The 18,260-nt window shown below is 45.6% G+C and carries 13 protein-coding genes; 11 read left to right on the forward strand and 2 right to left on the reverse strand.

What is annotated here, in order from left to right; genetic code table 11:
- Positions 1 to 14 precede the first annotated feature (14 nt).
- The 3 genes from DN53_RS01890 (at position 15) to DN53_RS01900 (ending at position 1,433) form a co-directional block, all read left to right on the forward strand.
- Positions 15 to 539: a hypothetical protein gene (locus DN53_RS01890; protein ID WP_129652720.1), complete on the forward strand. Its 525-nt coding sequence runs from the start codon at positions 15 to 17 to the stop codon at positions 537 to 539.
- Positions 532 to 972: a hypothetical protein gene (locus DN53_RS01895; protein WP_129652721.1), complete on the forward strand. Its 441-nt coding sequence runs from the start codon at positions 532 to 534 to the stop codon at positions 970 to 972. Before DN53_RS01890 ends, DN53_RS01895 begins: the two co-directional genes overlap by 8 nt.
- 110 nt (positions 973 to 1,082) lie before the next feature.
- Positions 1,083 to 1,433 (forward strand): DUF6515 family protein, encoded by a 351-nt coding sequence (locus DN53_RS01900; RefSeq protein WP_129652722.1) that lies wholly within the window; start codon positions 1,083 to 1,085, stop codon positions 1,431 to 1,433.
- 56 nt (positions 1,434 to 1,489) lie between these two features.
- Here DN53_RS01900 and DN53_RS01905 read toward each other — a convergent pair whose 3' ends face one another.
- Positions 1,490 to 2,521, reverse strand: a complete 1,032-nt coding sequence (locus DN53_RS01905; RefSeq protein WP_129652723.1) for a WD40/YVTN/BNR-like repeat-containing protein — start codon at positions 2,519 to 2,521, stop codon at positions 1,490 to 1,492.
- Between the two features lie 59 nt (positions 2,522 to 2,580).
- On the opposite strand from DN53_RS01905, the gene DN53_RS01910 reads away from it, so the two are divergent.
- On the forward strand, positions 2,581 to 3,795 hold the full coding sequence (locus tag DN53_RS01910) for an RsmB/NOP family class I SAM-dependent RNA methyltransferase (protein ID WP_129652724.1): 1,215 nt from the start codon (positions 2,581 to 2,583) through the stop codon (positions 3,793 to 3,795).
- Between the two features lie 262 nt (positions 3,796 to 4,057).
- Here the strand turns inward: DN53_RS01910 and DN53_RS01915 are convergent, their stop codons facing one another.
- Positions 4,058 to 5,650 carry a zinc-binding metallopeptidase family protein gene (locus DN53_RS01915; RefSeq protein ID WP_129652725.1) on the reverse strand — a complete coding sequence of 531 codons (1,593 nt, stop codon included), beginning with the start codon at positions 5,648 to 5,650 and terminating at the stop codon, positions 4,058 to 4,060.
- Positions 5,651 to 6,027: 377 nt separating this feature from the next.
- Between DN53_RS01915 and purL the strand changes: the two genes are divergently transcribed.
- From purL to DN53_RS01950, 7 genes are all read left to right on the forward strand, one after another.
- Positions 6,028 to 9,786, forward strand: a complete 3,759-nt coding sequence (gene purL / locus DN53_RS01920; RefSeq protein WP_262707902.1) for a phosphoribosylformylglycinamidine synthase — start codon at positions 6,028 to 6,030, stop codon at positions 9,784 to 9,786.
- A gap of 132 nt (positions 9,787 to 9,918) precedes the next feature.
- Entirely contained in the window at positions 9,919 to 11,688 is a 1,770-nt protein-coding gene (locus tag DN53_RS01925; RefSeq protein WP_129652727.1) for an AMP-dependent synthetase/ligase, read from the forward strand.
- A gap of 136 nt (positions 11,689 to 11,824) precedes the next feature.
- Positions 11,825 to 12,271, forward strand: coding sequence for a MarR family winged helix-turn-helix transcriptional regulator (locus DN53_RS01930; RefSeq protein WP_116218013.1), 447 nt, complete (start codon positions 11,825 to 11,827; stop codon positions 12,269 to 12,271).
- Positions 12,272 to 12,286: 15 nt separating this feature from the next.
- Positions 12,287 to 14,692 (forward strand): 3-hydroxyacyl-CoA dehydrogenase/enoyl-CoA hydratase family protein, encoded by a 2,406-nt coding sequence (locus DN53_RS01935; protein WP_129652728.1) that lies wholly within the window; start codon positions 12,287 to 12,289, stop codon positions 14,690 to 14,692.
- Positions 14,693 to 14,766: 74 nt separating this feature from the next.
- Entirely contained in the window at positions 14,767 to 15,957 is a 1,191-nt protein-coding gene (locus DN53_RS01940; RefSeq protein WP_129652729.1) for an acetyl-CoA C-acyltransferase, read from the forward strand.
- Positions 15,958 to 15,990: 33 nt separating this feature from the next.
- The gene (locus tag DN53_RS01945) at positions 15,991 to 16,347 is read left to right on the forward strand and encodes a four helix bundle protein (protein ID WP_129652730.1); all 357 of its coding nucleotides are present in this window, start codon (positions 15,991 to 15,993) and stop codon (positions 16,345 to 16,347) included.
- 39 nt (positions 16,348 to 16,386) lie between these two features.
- On the forward strand, positions 16,387 to 18,198 hold the full coding sequence (locus tag DN53_RS01950; protein ID WP_129652731.1) for an acyl-CoA dehydrogenase family protein: 1,812 nt from the start codon (positions 16,387 to 16,389) through the stop codon (positions 18,196 to 18,198).
- The last annotated feature ends 62 nt before the right edge of the window (positions 18,199 to 18,260 follow it).

The following is an 18,260-nucleotide window of genomic DNA, read 5'->3' on the forward strand; positions in this document are numbered from 1 at the left end:
GTCAAATTAAGGACATGAAAAAGGATAAAGAAAATAGTTTCAACACCCCGGAAGGTTACTTTGACAACTTCCATGACCGGCTTATGGCCCGCATGGAAAAAGAAGCCCAAACGGGGTCGGTTATCCCAAAATCAGATGGTTTTGCCATTCCCGAAGGCTATTTGGATGGGGTGACCCCTAAAATCATGTCCAAAACAGTCGGGGAAAATAGTAAGGTCATCCAGCTCAAATCCTACAGAAAATTCTACTATAGTGCCGCTGCCGTGGCCGCAGTCTTTGTTTTGGTCTTCGGCATCAACTGGAATTCCACGCCAACTGTCGTATTTGATGACTTGGCCAATGCGGAAATCGATGCGTATTTTGAAAGCAATGAACTGGATATCAATACGTATGAACTTGCCGAACTGGTCTCGTTGGATAATGTGGAACTGAACGATGTTTTGGAACAGGACCTGGATGCCGAAAATATTTTGCAATATTTGGATGAAACCGTAGACGATATTGACGAACTAAACTTAGATTACAGCGATTATGAATAAAAGAATACTCATACTGTTCGCTCTGTTGGCAGGAACCGCTTACTTGCATGCCCAAGGTCCGGTCAGGGACCGTATAAAGACCCTGAAAGTGGCCTTTATCACGGAAAGGGTTGGACTCACCAGTCAGGAAGCGCAACAATTTTGGCCCATATACAACGCCCATGAGGAAACCTTGGAGAACATCCGAAGAAAGGAACGCCGGGAGCTTCGCTCAAGAATATCCCTGGCCCAAGACTTGACGGACAGTGAATCTTCCACTCTTTTGAACAACCTCATGGCCCTTCAGAAAGAAAAACACAATGCCGAACAAGATTTCATCACAAAAATCAGGACGGTCATCTCAGCCAAAAAAACATTACTGCTCATTAAGGCCGAAGAGGACTTTAAAAAGCGTCTGTTGCAGCAATACCGAAAACATAATGATGGCGGGTAACGCAATCTCACTACAAGAAAAAAAGAAAAGAGCCTTAATGCTCTTTTTTTGATTAAACCTTTTTTTACAACCCAAGTCTTACCCATATAAACCCTTAAAATCCATTAGTCATGAAAAGTCTAAAAACAATTTTGATCATGGTGGCCCTCATGGGAAGTATGACTTTGGCCCATGCGCAGAGAACCGTGGTAAGAACATATCCTGCATACGGAACCGTAGTGACCACTATAAACCGCCCCCATCTGGTGGTCCATAAAAACAAGAATTTTTATTATGCCGATGGCATTTGGTACAAGGCCAGAGGGAGAAGATATGTGGTCTGCGCCGCACCCAACGGGGTTAAAGTATCCGTTTTGCCCAGAGGGTCCAAGATGGTATACGTTAACGGTAGAAGACTGTACCAATATAGAGGGGTGTGGTATAAAAGAACCGGACGGCACTACAGCGTCGTTACCGTATAGTTTTTTTGATTTGGTTAGTTGTTGAACAAAAGAGCGGCGAGATCTCGCCGCTCTTTTTATTGGAAGACCAATTTCGCTATCCGATTTTTCCCGGCAGCAAAAGCAACCGTATCGTTCAAAAAGCGTAAGGTATAAAAAGACTCTTCACTCATGGATTTCCAACTTTCACCGCCATTGGCCGAATAGGAAATCCCAGTAAAACCTACAGCCACCAATCCCTTTCCTTCTGAATTGGGAACAAATTGCACACAACTTTTATAGCCGGGGTGTTGACCAGCAGCAATCAACTTCCATGTTTTCCCACCATCTTGGGTGATGATCTTGTTGGCCGTATTGGCATCCGGTTGGGTATAATCCCCTCCTATGGCAAAGCCTATGGTTTCATTATAAAAATCCATGGAATAAATACCTTGGGTAGGTTCTTCATGAATGATGGGACTCTGCTGTATGCTCCAAGTCATTCCTTTATCCAAAGAATGATAGATTCTCCCCTCCGTGGTACCTATCCACACGTAATTGCCTGCAACGGCAATATTGCTATTGCTTGCCGCAAAGGCTCCTTCACCATCAACCCCTTTCGGAAGGTTTTCACAGGATATCTTGGACCAGGTTTGTCCCCCGTCCTTGGTAAGGATAATGGACAGACAACCATTCACGGTGTCCCCTACGGCAATCCCTTCCAAATCATTCCAAAAGGCCATGGCGTCATAAAACACGCCTTCGCCCTCTTCGGTATATACCAGTTCCATTTTTCCCCGATCACCCGTTTTGTACAACAAGGCCGGATTCGCTACGGAAAGCATAAAAAAATCTGTGGAGGTATTTCCCACGGCCCTAAACTCAGGAACTATGGAGTCATAACTCTGTACATTGGTCCGTACTTTTTGGGTTCGCACATCCACCGTTCCATAGGTACCCTTACTCCCAGCAAAGGCCAACGTATTGCTGTCCAAAAAAGTAATGGCCCTGATGCTCACCGAATCTTCATAAACCGGGGTCACGGATACCGTTTTAAACGGTTGGGATTGTTTTTCATCAACACAAGAAACCAAGATTACGGCCAATAGCAAACCAATAGAAAATCGCATAGTGGATATTTTGCTATAAAAGTAAGTAGAAATGATACCTTTGCAACTTATTTTACACCATGCGCTTACATCGAAATCTTGTTTTTGCCGTTATAGATGCCCTGAACCTCATTTTCAATGAGGGGGAATATGCCGATAAGGTCATTGAAAAAGTATTGCGTTACGACAAGCGTTGGGGCGCACGGGACCGCGGTTTTATTGCAGAAACCACCTATGACATTGTTCGATGGAAGCGTTTGTATGCTGAAATTGCCGAGGCCCATGAACCGTTCACCCGTCCCCATTTATTCCGATTGTTTTCGGTTTGGTGTGTGTTAAAAGGGATTCGAATCCCGGATTGGAAACAGTTGGAAGGCACCCCGGAGCGTCGTATAAAAGGACGGTTTGATGAGCTTTCAAAAATTCGAAAGTTTAGGGAATCCATTCCCGATTGGATGGACGAATTGGGTGAAAAATCCTTGGGAAACAAACTTTGGACCAAGGAAATCGCCGCACTCAACCAGCAGGCCGATGTAATTCTCCGCACCAACACCTTAAAAATTCAAAAGGATCAACTTCGGTCCTTTTTGGCCAAGGAAGATATTGAAACTCAAATCTTGGATGGATATCCAGACGCCCTTAGGCTCAAGGAACGGAAAAACGTATTTGTCACTTCTGCTTTCAAGGATGGACTTTTTGAAGTACAGGACGCCTCATCTCAATTGGTAGCCCCGTTTTTAGAGGTTGAACCAGGTCACCGTGTGATTGATGCCTGTGCCGGTGCTGGGGGTAAAACCCTTCACTTGGCCTCCTATATGGAAAACAAGGGACAGCTCATTGCCTTGGACATTTATGAGAGCAAGCTCAAAAAACTAAAGGTAAGGGCCCGTCGTAACGGGGTTCACAACATGGAGACCCGTGTAATAGATTCTACCAAGGTGATCAAGAAATTGCACAACAGCGCCGACCGTTTGTTGTTGGATGCGCCTTGTTCCGGTTTAGGCGTCATCAAAAGAAATCCTGACTCCAAATGGAAGCTCGAACCTGAGTTCATTGATCGCATCATGGGTGTTCAACAAGACATTCTACAGAACTACAGCAAAATGGTCAAAAAAGGTGGGCAAATGGTCTATGCCACCTGTTCCATCCTACCCCAAGAAAACTCGGAGCAAGTCAAAAAGTTCTTGGAATCCGAAAATGGAAAGGATTTTGAGTTCATCAAGGAGAAAAACGTGTACGCTTCGGAAAGCGGCTTTGACGGATTCTATATGGCCTTGATGAAGAAGAAAGCCTGATAGGGCAACCATTTTCGTTAAAATTAGTGTCAAGCTAATGATGGTTGGAATGCCTGATTTTTGGATTGTTCGTGTAAATCTGTGTAATTCGTGTCAACCAATAAAATGTTCGATAGCTCGACAATTGGATTTTTGTCATTCTTATGGAGTGCAACGACTGAAGAATCTAAATAATCTATTTTCAAGTTTAAGATATTGTCAGTTCAAGCGCAGTCGAGATGTACGGTTTTCGGCCACCCTCGATATGACACTTTAAAAACTTCTATTTTTTTACCGTTGGATATTCCACGCCCAATTGTTCCAAATAGGTATCGTATTGGGTTTCGTCGAAATAATACTTCTGCAATTCCGAGCGATAGGTATCCTGCTTATCCTTGTTCAAATAGGTGGGCGGCATATCGTCAGCAGCAATCATAGGTTGGTATTTGGTCTCTTTGCTCTGTTCATTGTTGAAGTAATCCCACGCTCCTTTGAGCAACTCCGGATTTAAGAAAAAGTCCAATAAGGTCATGGCTTCGGCCTTTGCCCCGGCTGTAACGCCTTTATGGGCAATGGGAGTGGCCATGGCAATGGCATTGCTCCAATGATGCCCCTGCAATCCTGGGATATTGGACGGAAAACGCATGGTAACCGTGGGCACTTTCCAAGAGATATCACCAATATCATCCGAACCACCACTAACAGGTTCCAATACAGGAAGCCCCAACTCGGCCAATTCGGTAGGAAGTCCTTCGATCTTATCGGAGCCCACCTCGGTTTGGACAGCTTTGGCAAGGGCTTGGTCTGCCGCAGACCAAGTAGGCAAACCTACTTCTTTGATATTTTCATACATGGTCTCCGCAATCACTTTATTGTAATGTCTGGGCCATGCTGTTCCCAAAACCCTGGAGGTCATGGTGGTTCCCGTCATTAACGCCGCTCCTTTGGCAATATCGTTGGCCTCGGCATACATCTCCATGATGCCCTCATACTTGATGTCCCTAAAATAGAACCAAATGGCTGCTTTGGAGGGCACTACATTGGGCTGGTCGCCTGCATCGGTAAAAATGGAATGGGATCGTTTCAATGGGTGCAAATGCTCCCGCTTATAGTTCCAACCAATATTCATGAGCTCCGCTGCATCCAAGGCACTTCTGCCCCGCCATGGAGCACCGGCCGAATGGGCCGCCTCTCCCTCAAAAAGATACTCCACCGAAATCAGACCTGTTCCACGGGTTGGGCCCCATGAAACCCCAAAATTATTGCCCACATGAGTGAAAATGCACATATCGATATCATCAAAGAGGCCGTCCCGAACGTACCATGCCTTGGCCGCAACCAATTCTTCGGCAATACCGGGCCATAGGATCAAAGTGCCTCCAATATTTTCACGCTCCATAATCTGTTTTACCGCCAAAGCCGAGGTGATGTTCAATGGAATCCCGGAGTTATGGCCCTCCCCATGACCGGGAGCCCCTTCCACAATAGGCTTATGATAGGCCACCCCAGGGTATTGAGAGGCCTTTGGAATACAATCCACATCGCTTCCCAAGGCAATTACAGGACCATCTCCATTGCTCCAAGTGGCAAACCAAGCCGTAGGAATCCCAGAAATGGAATGCTCAATGGTAAAACCATTGTTTTCAAGAATACCGGTAAGATACTTGGAGCTTTCTTCTTCCTGAAAACCCAACTCGGCAAAACTGAAGACCTTGTCCACCATCACTTGGGACTGTTTGTGATGATCTTCTACGATTTGGGCGACTTCGGACTTAAGTTTTTCAATCTGACGTTTGGAGTATTTTTTTTGCGCAGTTGTCGTGGAGATAAAACAAAGTAGTAGAAACCCGGACAACAGGATCTTGAAAGTTTTCATACGGTTGGATTTTGAATTAGCAAGTATCTTCCTAAAATACAAATAATTCGGTTTGCATTTTAACACTGCCAAGGCGATACTACTTTTTGACAATGCCTTACCAAATCCTTGCTATACTCCTTATGAAATTTTTCAGAACATGCTTAATAAAATTAAGCTGTTCCCTTTCATCCAATTCAATGATCAAAAAAGTAAAGACCACAATCATCAATCCAAGAACCAGATGCTTTAAATTTCTTTTGGCCCAATATTTATTATGCTCAATTTTCATGACATATGGAATCTATCCAAAATATCCCTCATAAGGGGAACCCAATTCACCAATACCCCATTTGAATTGATGGTTGGACATTTTTGCGTTGAAACCACCATGATTAATTAACACCTTTGGTGTAAAACTCAAAACGAAGAGGTTTAAAAATAAAACTGAAAACCGTAAATTTGCACTTTCTCAAACCGTTCAATCCATACATTGTATGATTCATTTTTTTGGGGACAAGGCTAACAAGGTTTTTGCCGTCCAGACCACTCAAGAAATTACTCAGGAAGATAATAGTAAACTGACCTGGTTGTTCGGCAACCAACCCAAGATAGAAGCGGCGTCACTGGACGCCTTTTTTGTTGGGCCACGTGCCGCCATGGTGACTCCGTGGAGTACCAATGCCACCGAAATTACCCAAAATATGGGCATCGATGGAATCCTACGGATTGAGGAGTTCCACGCGGTTTCGGAAGACCATACCGGGTACGACCCCATGCTGCTCCAAAAGTATAAAGGGTTGAACCAAGATATTTTCACCATTGCCATAGTTCCTGAGCCAATTTTGGAAATTGATGACATTGCAGCCTACAACCAAAAGGAAGGATTGGCCCTGAGCGATGAGGAAGTGGCCTACTTGGAAGACCTTTCCACAAAATTGGACCGTAAATTGACCGATTCCGAGGTTTTTGGTTTCAGTCAGGTGAATTCGGAACACTGTAGGCATAAAATATTCAACGGCACCTTTGTCATTGATGGCAAAGAAATGCCTTCCTCGCTCTTTAAGCTCATCAAAAAAACCTCAGAGGCCAATCCGAATGACATTGTTTCGGCCTATAAAGATAACGTAGCATTCATTGAGGGACCAAAAGCCATCCAGTTTGCTCCAAAAAGTGCTGATAAGCCCGATTACTACGAAGAAAAAGAGTTTAATTCCGTTCTATCCCTAAAAGCAGAAACCCATAATTTCCCCACTACGGTAGAACCCTTCAATGGTGCTGCAACAGGTTCTGGGGGAGAAATCAGGGACCGCTTGGCCGGAGGAAAAGGGTCTTTGCCTTTGGCAGGAACCGCCGTGTACATGACCTCTTATTCCCGTTTGGAAGAAAACCGTCCATGGGAAAAGGGTATGGCAGAACGTGACTGGCTGTACCAAACCCCAATGGATATTTTGATCAAGGCCTCCAACGGAGCTTCAGATTTTGGCAACAAGTTTGGTCAACCCTTAATTGCTGGCTCCGTCCTCACTTTTGAGCATCAGGAAGAAGCCCGAAAATTAGGCTTTGACAAAGTAATTATGATGGCTGGAGGTATTGGCTATGGAAAAAAGGATCAAGCCTTGAAAGATACACCCAAGAAGGGAGACAGAATAGTCGTTCTAGGTGGTGACAACTACCGAATTGGAATGGGTGGTGCTGCAGTTTCCAGTGCCGACACGGGTGAATTCAGTTCTGCCATTGAGTTGAATGCCGTGCAACGTTCCAACCCAGAAATGCAAAAAAGAGCTTCCAATGCGGTTCGCGGACTACTGGAAAGCCATGACAATCCTATAGTTTCCATTCATGACCATGGAGCCGGTGGTCACCTTAATTGTCTGTCGGAACTTGTGGAAGATACAGGAGGTACCATCAACACGGACCAACTCCCTGTTGGTGATCCTACCCTATCCAAAAAAGAACTTATCGGGAACGAATCCCAAGAACGCATGGGACTTGTGATTGGTGAAAAGGATTTGGAGCTGCTTGACCGCGTAGCGGCTCGTGAGCGTGCCCCCATGTACAATGTGGGTGAGGTCACTGGCAACCACCGATTTACTTTTGAATCACAAAAATCAGGTGAAAAACCAATGGACTTGGAACTTTCTGATATGTTCGGAAGCTCTCCCAAAACCATTATGGAAGATACTACCTCCCAACAAACCTACCCTGCCCTATCTTATTCCTTGGAGCATTTTCATGACTATTTGGAGCAGGTACTCCAATTGGAAGCCGTAGCCTGCAAGGATTGGCTCACCAATAAGGTGGACCGTTGTGTGGGTGGCCATGTGGCCAAACAACAATGTGCCGGTCCCCTTCAATTACCTTTGAACAACTGCGGCGTAATGTCACTCGACTTTAAGACCAAGGAAGGTATTGCCACCAGTATTGGGCACTCCCCTATTTCTGCGTTGATCGATGCCAAAGCCGGTAGCAGAAACAGTGTGGCCGAAGCCCTCACCAATATCGTATGGGCTCCTTTAAAAGATGGCTTGAAATCAGTTTCCCTTTCCGCCAACTGGATGTGGCCTTGCCGCAATGAGGGCGAGGATGCCCGCCTCTACGAGGCCGTGGAGTCCCTCTCTGATTTTACCATCGCACTGGGCATCAATGTCCCCACTGGAAAGGATTCCCTTTCCATGAAGCAAAAATATAAGGATAGTGAAGTATTGTCCCCGGGAACCGTGATTGTTTCCGCAGCGGCCAATTGCAACGATATCACCAAAGTGGTGGAACCCGTACTTCAAAAAGATGGCGGCGCCCTCTACTACATCAATATTTCCAAGGATGGGCATAAACTGGGAGGTTCATCCTTCGCCCAGATTTTGAATGGCATTGGTGACGAAACCCCATCAATTTTGGATGCAGACTATGTAAAAACCGTTTTTAACACCTTACAGGAACTCATCAAAAAAGACCAGATCTTGGCCGGACATGATGTGGCTTCCGGTGGTTTGATCACCACCCTTTTGGAACTCTGCTTTGCCGATAATGACCTTGGGGCCAACTTGGACCTATCCAGCCTTGGGGAAACGGATATCATCAAGCTTTTGTTCAGTGAAAATGCAGGGGTAGTGTTCCAAGCCAAGGACAGCACTGTGGAGGCTATCCTCCAAGAAGCAGGCATCGATTTTGCAAAGATCGGGACCGCTACTTCGGAAGCCACCCTGAAAATCAAAAATAATGGGGTTGAAATTGGACTGAACATCGCTTCCCTTCGCGATACTTGGTTCAAGACTTCCTATTTATTGGACAACAGGCAAACCGCCAAAGGTTTGGCCAAAAATCGATACGAGAATTACAAAAACCAGCCCCTACAATACATTTTTCCAGAGAGTTTTGATGGAACCTTGCCTGCACCAGGGCAATCCAGACCCAAAGCGGCCATTCTCCGCGAAAAAGGAAGCAACTCCGAACGTGAAATGGCCAATGCCATGTACTTAGCCGGGTTTGATGTGAAGGACGTGCACATGACCGACCTTATTTCGGGCAGGGAGACCTTGGAGGACATTCAATTTTTGGGCGCCGTGGGTGGTTTCTCCAACTCAGACGTTCTAGGCAGTGCCAAAGGTTGGGCCGGTGCCATCAAATACAATGAAAAGGCCAACAAAGTGATCAATGATTTCTTTGCCCGCCCCGATACCCTTTCCGTGGGTATCTGTAACGGTTGCCAGTTGTTCATGGAACTGGACCTCATCAATTCCGAGCACGAGACCCATGGTAAAATGACCTATAATGAGTCCAAGAAACACGAGAGTAATTTCACTTCGGTAAAAATCCAGGAGAACAACTCGGTAATGTTGTCCAATTTGGCCGGAACCACATTGGGGGTATGGATTTCCCATGGTGAAGGCAAATTTAGTCTTCCGCACGAAGAAGGAGATTATGATATCGTGGCCAAATATGGCTACGAAGGTTATCCCGCCAATCCCAACGGAAGCGATTACAACACCGCCATGCTCTGTGACAAAACCGGAAGGCATTTGGTGACCATGCCGCATATTGAGCGGTCCACCTTCCCTTGGAACTGGGCCCACTATCCAAAGGATAGGAACGATGTGGTATCTCCATGGCTCCAAGCTTTTGTCAATGCCAAGGAATGGATTGAAAACCTTAAATAATAACCCTTTGCGCCTTTCCTGAATACCGAAAAGCTTTAAGGATATGGTAAAAAATACGCTAGGGAATTGTTAAATCGATTTCTTGGAATGGCGACGATTTGCTATTTTGCAATTACCAAATAGAAACTTAGTATGCAAAACGTTACCCGATTGTTTGATTTCCCCTATTACCAGTTGAACAAACTTCCACTGGAAAAGTCATTGGTCACCAAATACAATGGCAAATGGGTAGCAACCTCAACCCAAGAATATGTGGACAAGGCCAATGCCATTAGCAGGGGGCTACTACATCTGGGAGTACAGCCCAACGACAAGATTGCCATAATTTCCATGACCAACCGTACGGAGTGGAACATCATGGACATTGGGGTACTCCAAATCGGTGCGCAGACCGTTCCCATTTACCCAACCATATCCGAAGAGGATTACGAATATGTGCTTAACCATTCCGAAGCCAAGTATTGCTTTGTTTCCTGTGGAGAAGTACTGGAGAAGGTTTTGGCCATCAGCACAAAACTTAAAAATCTGGAAGACATTTTTTCTTTTGACCAACTGGACAACTGTAAAAATTGGGGAGAGGTCCTGGAAAAAGGAGCAGACAATTCCAACCAAGAGGAAGTGGAAAAATTGAAAGACAGGGTCAAGCCAGAAGATTTGGCCACTTTGATCTATACTTCGGGAACTACGGGAAGACCCAAAGGGGTCATGTTGTCCCATGACAATATTGTATCCAATGTGCTTTCAAGCGAAACAAGGGTACCCTTTGAAACTGGAGGCAGTGCATTGAGCTTTTTGCCCGTTTGCCACATTTTTGAACGGATGATCCTCTACCTCTACCAATATTGCGGTATTGAAATCCATTTTGCGGAAGGGCTGGACAAAATCAGCGACAACGTCAAGGAAGTAAAACCCAACGTAATGACGGTGGTGCCCCGATTATTGGAAAAGGTCTATGATGCCATCATCGCCAAAGGAGCCTTACTTACCGGAGTCAAGAAGAAACTGTTCTTCTGGGCCGTAGATCTGGGCCTTAAATACGAACCCTACGGCAAAAACGGCTGGTGGTACGAACAACAGCTTGCCTTGGCCCGAAAGCTGATCTTTAGCAAATGGCAAGAAGGCTTAGGTGGAAACCTAACAGTCATGGTATCTGGAAGTGCCGCTTTACAACCCCGGTTGGCCCGTGTGTTTGCCGCAGCGGGCATGCCGGTCATGGAAGGTTACGGTCTTACCGAGACCTCTCCCGTAATCGCGGTTAATGACGAACGGAACAAAGGCTGGAAAATAGGAACGGTAGGCCGAATCATTGATGGGGTTGAAGTAAAAATCGCCCAGGACGGCGAAATTCTTTGTAAAGGGCCCAACGTAATGCTAGGCTATTACAAAGACCCAGAAAAAACCGCCGAAGTACTCACCGATGGCTATTTCCATACCGGGGACATTGGCGAAGTGGATGCCGATGGCTTTTTGCGCATCACGGACCGTAAAAAAGAAATCTTCAAAACCTCTGGTGGAAAGTATGTGGCGCCACAGTTATTGGAAAACCGGTTTAAGCAATCCCGCTTTATAGAACAGATCATGGTAGTGGGCGAAGGCGAAAAAATGCCTGCGGCACTGATACAACCCAATTTTGAATTTCTGCACGAGTGGGCCAAACGCCATAAGGTAACGGTTGGGGAAAACTCGGATATTGTACACAACGACAAGGTCATTGCCCGCATCCAGGAAGAAGTGGACCTCGCCAACGAGGATTTTGCCAAATGGGAAAAGGTAAAACAGTTCCGCTTGACCCCCGATGTATGGAGTGTGGACAGTGGCCACCTAACCCCTACCATGAAACTGCGCAGAAAAATTGTCAAGGAAAAGTATTTGGACCTCTACAATGATATTTACGGGCATTAGGTAGCTGTCCATTTTAGCACTACAAATACGTAGGTCACTCTCTAACTATTCTCACTCATTAATTGATTCAATTTATGGTAAATTTATTATGCATGCATAATAAATTTACCTATATTTGAGGAAACCAAACTGAGCTATGAAGGATTTGACCATTGATTATGCATTGCGGGCTACATGGCAGGCGGTCAGTAGAATGTACAACGAGGAGGCCAAGAACTATGGCATTACCATGGCCATTGGGTTTACCCTGTTGAGCATAGACCCCAAAAAAGGAACACCAAGTACTGCCTTGGGACCTAAAATGGGCATGGAGGCCACAAGCTTATCCAGAATCTTAAAGAACATCGAGGAAAGAGGGTATATTCAGCGTAAACCCAACCCCAACGATGGCAGAGGGGTACTAATACATTTAACCGCCTTGGGCCTGGAGAAACGGGAAGAATCCAAGGGAGTGGTGCTCCGGTTCAATGATGTGGTCAAGGAGCATATCGCCGAAGAGGACTTGGTCGGTTTTTTTAACACCGTTGAAATTATCAACAAACTCATTTCCGATAAAAAAGTGTACATAAAAACAACTAATTAAAACAAACATTCATAAATGAAAAGGCATATCAATAAAGTTGCCGTCATCGGTTCTGGTATCATGGGTAGTGGCATTGCTTGCCATTTTGCCAATATTGGGGTCGAAGTTCTCTTGCTGGACATCGTTCCCAGGGAACCCAATGAAAAAGAAAAAGCGAAAGGCTTGACCTTGGAGGATAAAGTCGTAAGAAACCGTTTGGTCAACGACTCCCTTGCTGCTGCATTGAAATCCAAACCCTCTCCTATCTATCACCAGAAATTCGCAGACCGAATTACTACGGGAAATTTGGAGGATGATATCACCAAAGTGGCCCAAGTGGATTGGATCATCGAGGTGGTTGTGGAACGATTGGATATTAAGAAGCAGGTATTTGAGAACCTCGACAAGCACCGTACTACTGGCACATTGATCACTTCAAACACCTCTGGTATTCCCATCAAGTTTATGAGTGAGGGACGCAGTGAGGATTTCCAAAAGCATTTCTGTGGCACCCACTTCTTTAACCCAGCAAGATATTTAAAGCTGTTCGAGATTATTCCGGGGCCAAAGACCTCCCAGGACGTATTGGACTTCTTGAATGGGTATGGCGAACAGTACTTGGGAAAAACCTCCGTGGTGGCCAAGGATACCCCTGCTTTCATCGGAAACCGAATCGGGATTTTCAGTATCCAAAGTCTTTTTCATGCCGTGAAGGAGTTGGGCATGACCGTGGAAGAAGTAGATAAATTGACAGGACCTGTGATTGGTCGACCTAAATCAGCCACTTTCCGTACCGTGGACGTAGTAGGACTGGATACTTTGGTGCATGTCGCCAACGGTATTTATGAAAACTGTAAGGACGATGAACGACATGAACTCTTCAAACTACCAGATTTCATCAACATCATGATGGAAAACAAATGGTTGGGGAGCAAATCTGGACAGGGGTTCTATAAAAAAGTACAGGGCGATGATGGTAAAAGTGAAATCCTCACATTGGATTTGGACACTATGGACTATCGCGCCAAAAAGAGTGCAAAATTTGCCACTTTGGAGCTCACCAAGACCATTGACAAGGTCATTGAACGTTTTCCAGTCTTGGTCGATGGCAAGGACAAAGCAGGGGAATTCTACCGAAAGAGCTTTGGGGCCCTATTTGCCTATGTGACCCATCGCATTCCAGAAATCTCGGACGAACTGTATAAGATTGATGATGCCATGAAGGCCGGATTTGGCTGGGAACATGGTCCATTCCAGATTTGGGACGCCGTAGGACTGGAGAAAGGCTTGGAATTCATCAAGGCCGAAGGTCTGGAAGCGGCCTCATGGGTCACTGAAATGAAAGCGGCAGGAATCGATTCATTCTATACCGTAAAAGATGGGGCCACCTATTTCTATGACATCCCCAAAAAGACCATGGAAAAGGTTCCGGGTCAGGATGCCTTCATTATTTTGGACAACATCCGAAAGTCCAACGAAGTGTTCAAGAACAGTGGTGTGGTCATCGAGGATTTGGGTGATGGTATTCTCAACTGCGAGTTCCAATCCAAAATGAATACCATTGGTGGCGATGTATTGGCCGGACTGAACAAGGCCGTGGACTTGGCCGAAAAAGACTTTCAAGGATTGGTTGTGGGTAACCAAGCAGCGAATTTCTCTGTTGGGGCCAACATCGGCATGATTTTCATGATGGCCGTGGAACAAGAGTATGATGAGCTTAACATGGCCATAAAATACTTCCAGGATACCATGATGCGGATGCGGTACTCCTCCATTCCCACTATTTCAGCGCCGCATGGCATGTGTTTGGGAGGTGGCTGTGAGCTATCCATGCATGCCGATAAAGTAGTGGCCGCCGCAGAGACCTATATCGGTCTGGTGGAATTTGGCGTTGGTGTCATCCCCGGTGGGGGTGGTTCCAAGGAAATGGCACTCCGGGCTTCGGACACGTTTAGGAAAAATGATGTGGAGTTGAATGTGCTACAGGAATACTTCCTGACCATAGGAATGGCCAAAGTATCCACTTCGGCTTATGAAGCCTACGATTTGGGCATTCTACAAAAAGGAAAGGATGTAGTGGTCGTAAACAAAGACCGACAAATTGCCACGGCCAAGGCCTATGCCAAATTAATGGCTGAGGCAGGCTATACCAAACCCGTTAAACGCAAAGACGTAAAAGTGCTTGGAAAACAAGCATTGGGTATGTTCTTGGTGGGAACGGATTCCATGGAAGCCGGACATTACATTTCGGAACACGACAAAAAAATAGCCGATAAACTGGCCTACGTCATGGCCGGGGGAGACCTCTCCGAAGCCAGCTACGTTACCGAACAGTATCTATTGGATTTGGAACGCGAAGCCTTCCTTTCACTATGTACAGAACGGAAAACCTTGGAACGTATCCAACATATGTTAAAAACCGGTAAACCACTAAGAAATTAGGAACAAGAATCAAGACATTGGAACCAGGACTGTCGTCTTTTTCTCTTGGTTCTTGAATCTAAAAATCTAAAAAAATGAAAACAGCATATATCGTAAAAGCATACCGGACCGCAGTGGGCAAAGCGCCACGGGGACTGTTCCGTTTTAAAAGACCCGATGAACTGGCCGCTGAGACCATTGAACACATGATGAAGGAACTACCGCAGTTGGACAAAAAACGCATAGACGATGTCATTGTGGGTAACGCCATGCCGGAAGCAGAACAAGGGTTAAATATGGCCCGGCTTATCTCTTTGATGGGATTGGATATTGAAGATGTTCCGGGAGTGACCGTCAATAGATATTGTGCCTCTGGACTTGAAACCATTGGAATTGCCACCGCAAAAATCCAATCCGGAATGGCAGATTGTATCATTGCAGGAGGTGCGGAGAGCATGAGCTACATTCCCATGGGAGGCTACAAACCCACCCCGGATTATGCCACTGCCAAAGAAGGACATGAGGACTATTATTGGGGCATGGGGCTTACTGCCGAAGCAGTGGCCCAACAGTTCAAGGTATCCCGGGAAGACCAGGATGTCTTTGCCTACAATTCACACATGAAGGCGCTAAAAGCCCAAGAAGAAAATAGGTTCCAAGACCAGATTGTACCCATTGAAGTGGAACATACCTTTATCAATGGAGCAGGTAAAAAGGAAACTACCAGTTACACGGTCAACAAAGATGAAGGGCCACGAAAAGGCACCAACATTCCTACCCTGAACAAGTTGAAACCCGTTTTTGCGGCGGGCGGAAGTGTTACCGCAGGAAACTCTTCCCAAATGAGCGACGGTGCAGCCTTTGTCATGGTGATGAGCGAGGAAATGGTGAAAGAATTGAATCTGGAGCCCATTGCCCGATTGGTGAACTATGCCGCTGCGGGGGTTGAGCCCAGAATTATGGGAATTGGCCCGGTAAAAGCTATTCCAAAGGCCCTAAAACAGGCCGGAATGAAGCAAAGTGACATCGAATTGATCGAATTGAACGAGGCCTTTGCCTCTCAGTCCTTGGCCGTGATCCGTGAGCTGGACCTAAACCCTGAAATTGTCAATGTGAATGGCGGTGCCATTGCATTGGGGCATCCATTGGGGTGTACAGGGGCAAAATTATCCGTACAACTCTTTGATGAAATGCGGAAACGCGACATGAAAGGCAAGTACGGTATGGTGACCATGTGCGTGGGAACTGGACAAGGTGCTGCGGGTATATTTGAATTTTTAGCTTAGGAACCAAGACGGATAGAGGCAAGATTCAAGACTATGGGAAGACATAATTTTAAAAAACTTAAAATTTGGCAGGAAGGGATGATTTTGGTTGATGAAACTTATCAAATGATAAAAGAATTTCCGGCTATGGAAAAATTCAATCTTGTATCCCAAATGACCCGTTGTGCAGTATCCATTCCATCTAATATTGCCGAAGGTACAAGCAAATCAACAAATAAGCATTTTAATAATTATATAGAAGTAAGTCTTGGCTCTAGTTTTGAGTGGGAAACCCAATTAATTATTGCCTTGAACCAAAAGTACATTTCCATAGAGAAATTTGAATTTTTAGAACATAAAGTCCAACAACTACAAAAAATGATATCAAGCTTTCAAGATGGATTGAAATAAGTCCTGATTCTTGTCTCTTGAATCTGAAATCTTATAAAGATGAGCACAGAAACAAAAAATAAAGACATTTTAAGAGGAGGTCAATTTCTGGTAAAGGAAACCCCATGTGAGGATGTTTTCACCCTTGAAGACCTTACCGAAGAACAAAAAATGATGCGCGAAAGTACCAAGGAATTCGTAGATCGGGAACTTTGGGCGCATTGGGAACGTTTCGAGAAAAAAGACTACGCCTATACTGAAGAATGTATGCGCAAGGCTGGTGAACTGGGCCTATTGAGCGTTGCCGTTCCCGAAGCCTATGGCGGAATGGGAATGGGCTTTGTCTCCACCATGCTGGTCTGCGACTACATTTCAGGGGCTACAGGCTCCTTTAGTACGGCCTTTGGGGCACATACCGGAATCGGGACCATGCCCATTACCCTGTACGGTACCGAGGAACAAAAACAAAAATACGTCCCCAGGCTTGCCTCTGGTGAATGGTTTGGCGCCTATTGCCTCACCGAACCCGGCGCTGGTTCCGATGCCAATTCAGGGAAAACCAAGGCCGTTTTGTCCGATGATGGCAAATATTACAGCATTACAGGTCAAAAAATGTGGATTTCCAACGCGGGGTTCTGCAATATGTTCATTGTTTTTGCCCGAATCGAGGATGACAAGAACATCACCGGTTTCATTGTTGAGAACAATCCGGAGAATGGCATCACATTGGGCGATGAGGAAAAGAAACTGGGCATCCACTCCTCCTCTACCCGACAGGTGTTCTTCAATGAGACCAGGGTGCCTGTTGAAAATATGCTTTCTGAAAGAGGAAATGGATTCAAGATTGCCATGAATGCCCTGAACATTGGTCGGATTAAGTTGGCCGCCGCCTGTTTGGAAGCCCAAAGACGGGTGCTCAATGAAGCGACCAAATATGCCAATGAGCGTATTCAGTTTAAAACTCCCATTATGAACTTTGGGGCCATCAAGGCCAAAATCGCCGATATGGCCACTAATGCCTACGTGGATGAATCCGCTTCCTACCGAGCGGCTAAGAATATCGAGGACCGGATTGCCATTCGGGAGTCCGAAGGCAACTCGCACCAAGAAGCGGAACTTAAAGGTGTTGAAGAATACGCCATTGAATGTTCCATTTTAAAAGTGGCCGTATCCGAGCATGTGCAACACACTACGGATGAAGGTATCCAAATTTTTGGGGGGATGGGCTTTAGTGCTGACACTCCAATGGAATCTGCTTGGCGTGATGCCCGTATTTCACGGATTTATGAGGGAACCAACGAAATCAACCGTATGTTGGCCGTGGGCATGTTGGTGAAAAAGGCCATGAAAGGCCATGTGGACCTTTTAGGTCCTGCCACTGCCGTTGGTGAGGAATTGATGGGCATTCCATCATTTGATACCCCTGACTTTTCCCAACTGTTCTCCGAAGAGAAAGATTTGGTGGCCCGGATGAAAAAGGTCTTTCTTATGATCGCCGGTAGCGCTGTTCAAAAATTTGGTCCGGATTTGGAACAGCACCAGATGTTGTTACAATCCGCTGCGGATATTCTGATTCAGGTGTATTTGGCAGAGTCCACCATCCTCCGTACCGAGAAAAATGCAAAACGTTTTGGTGAAGAAGCCCAAGCCACGCAAATTGCCATGTCCAAACTCTATTTGTACAGAGCCGTGGATATTGTCATCCAAAAAGGAAAAGAAGCCATAGTTTCTTTTGCCGAGGGAGATGAACAGCGCATGATGCTCATGGGACTGAAACGTTTCACAAAATATACTAACCAGCCCAATGTTGTGGCACTTCGCACGCAAATTGCGGATAAAGTTGCTGCAGATAATGGGTATACCTTTGACTGATGCAATTGTTTTTTGAAACAAAACAACTGAAGAGCCGCCCTTTTAGGGCGGTTTTTTTTATA

Origin of the sequence: Flagellimonas olearia, assembly GCF_004150225.1 — a bacterium.
Classification (GTDB): Bacteria; Bacteroidota; Bacteroidia; order Flavobacteriales; family Flavobacteriaceae; genus Flagellimonas; species Flagellimonas olearia.

What these genes read in the sequence shown, in the direction of transcription:
- DN53_RS01890 (WP_129652720.1), top strand. Translation starts at nt 15, where the DNA reads ATGAAAAAGGATAAAGAAAATAGTTTCAACACCCCGGAAGGTTACTTT.
- DN53_RS01895 (WP_129652721.1), top strand. Translation starts at nt 532, where the DNA reads ATGAATAAAAGAATACTCATACTGTTCGCTCTGTTGGCAGGAACCGCT.
- DN53_RS01900 (WP_129652722.1), top strand. Translation starts at nt 1,083, where the DNA reads ATGAAAAGTCTAAAAACAATTTTGATCATGGTGGCCCTCATGGGAAGT.
- DN53_RS01905 (WP_129652723.1), bottom strand. Translation starts at nt 2,521, where the DNA reads ATGCGATTTTCTATTGGTTTGCTATTGGCCGTAATCTTGGTTTCTTGT.
- DN53_RS01910 (WP_129652724.1), top strand. Translation starts at nt 2,581, where the DNA reads ATGCGCTTACATCGAAATCTTGTTTTTGCCGTTATAGATGCCCTGAAC.
- DN53_RS01915 (WP_129652725.1), bottom strand. Translation starts at nt 5,650, where the DNA reads ATGAAAACTTTCAAGATCCTGTTGTCCGGGTTTCTACTACTTTGTTTT.
- DN53_RS01925 (WP_129652727.1), top strand. Translation starts at nt 9,919, where the DNA reads ATGCAAAACGTTACCCGATTGTTTGATTTCCCCTATTACCAGTTGAAC.
- DN53_RS01930 (WP_116218013.1), top strand. Translation starts at nt 11,825, where the DNA reads ATGAAGGATTTGACCATTGATTATGCATTGCGGGCTACATGGCAGGCG.
- DN53_RS01935 (WP_129652728.1), top strand. Translation starts at nt 12,287, where the DNA reads ATGAAAAGGCATATCAATAAAGTTGCCGTCATCGGTTCTGGTATCATG.
- DN53_RS01940 (WP_129652729.1), top strand. Translation starts at nt 14,767, where the DNA reads ATGAAAACAGCATATATCGTAAAAGCATACCGGACCGCAGTGGGCAAA.
- DN53_RS01945 (WP_129652730.1), top strand. Translation starts at nt 15,991, where the DNA reads ATGGGAAGACATAATTTTAAAAAACTTAAAATTTGGCAGGAAGGGATG.
- DN53_RS01950 (WP_129652731.1), top strand. Translation starts at nt 16,387, where the DNA reads ATGAGCACAGAAACAAAAAATAAAGACATTTTAAGAGGAGGTCAATTT.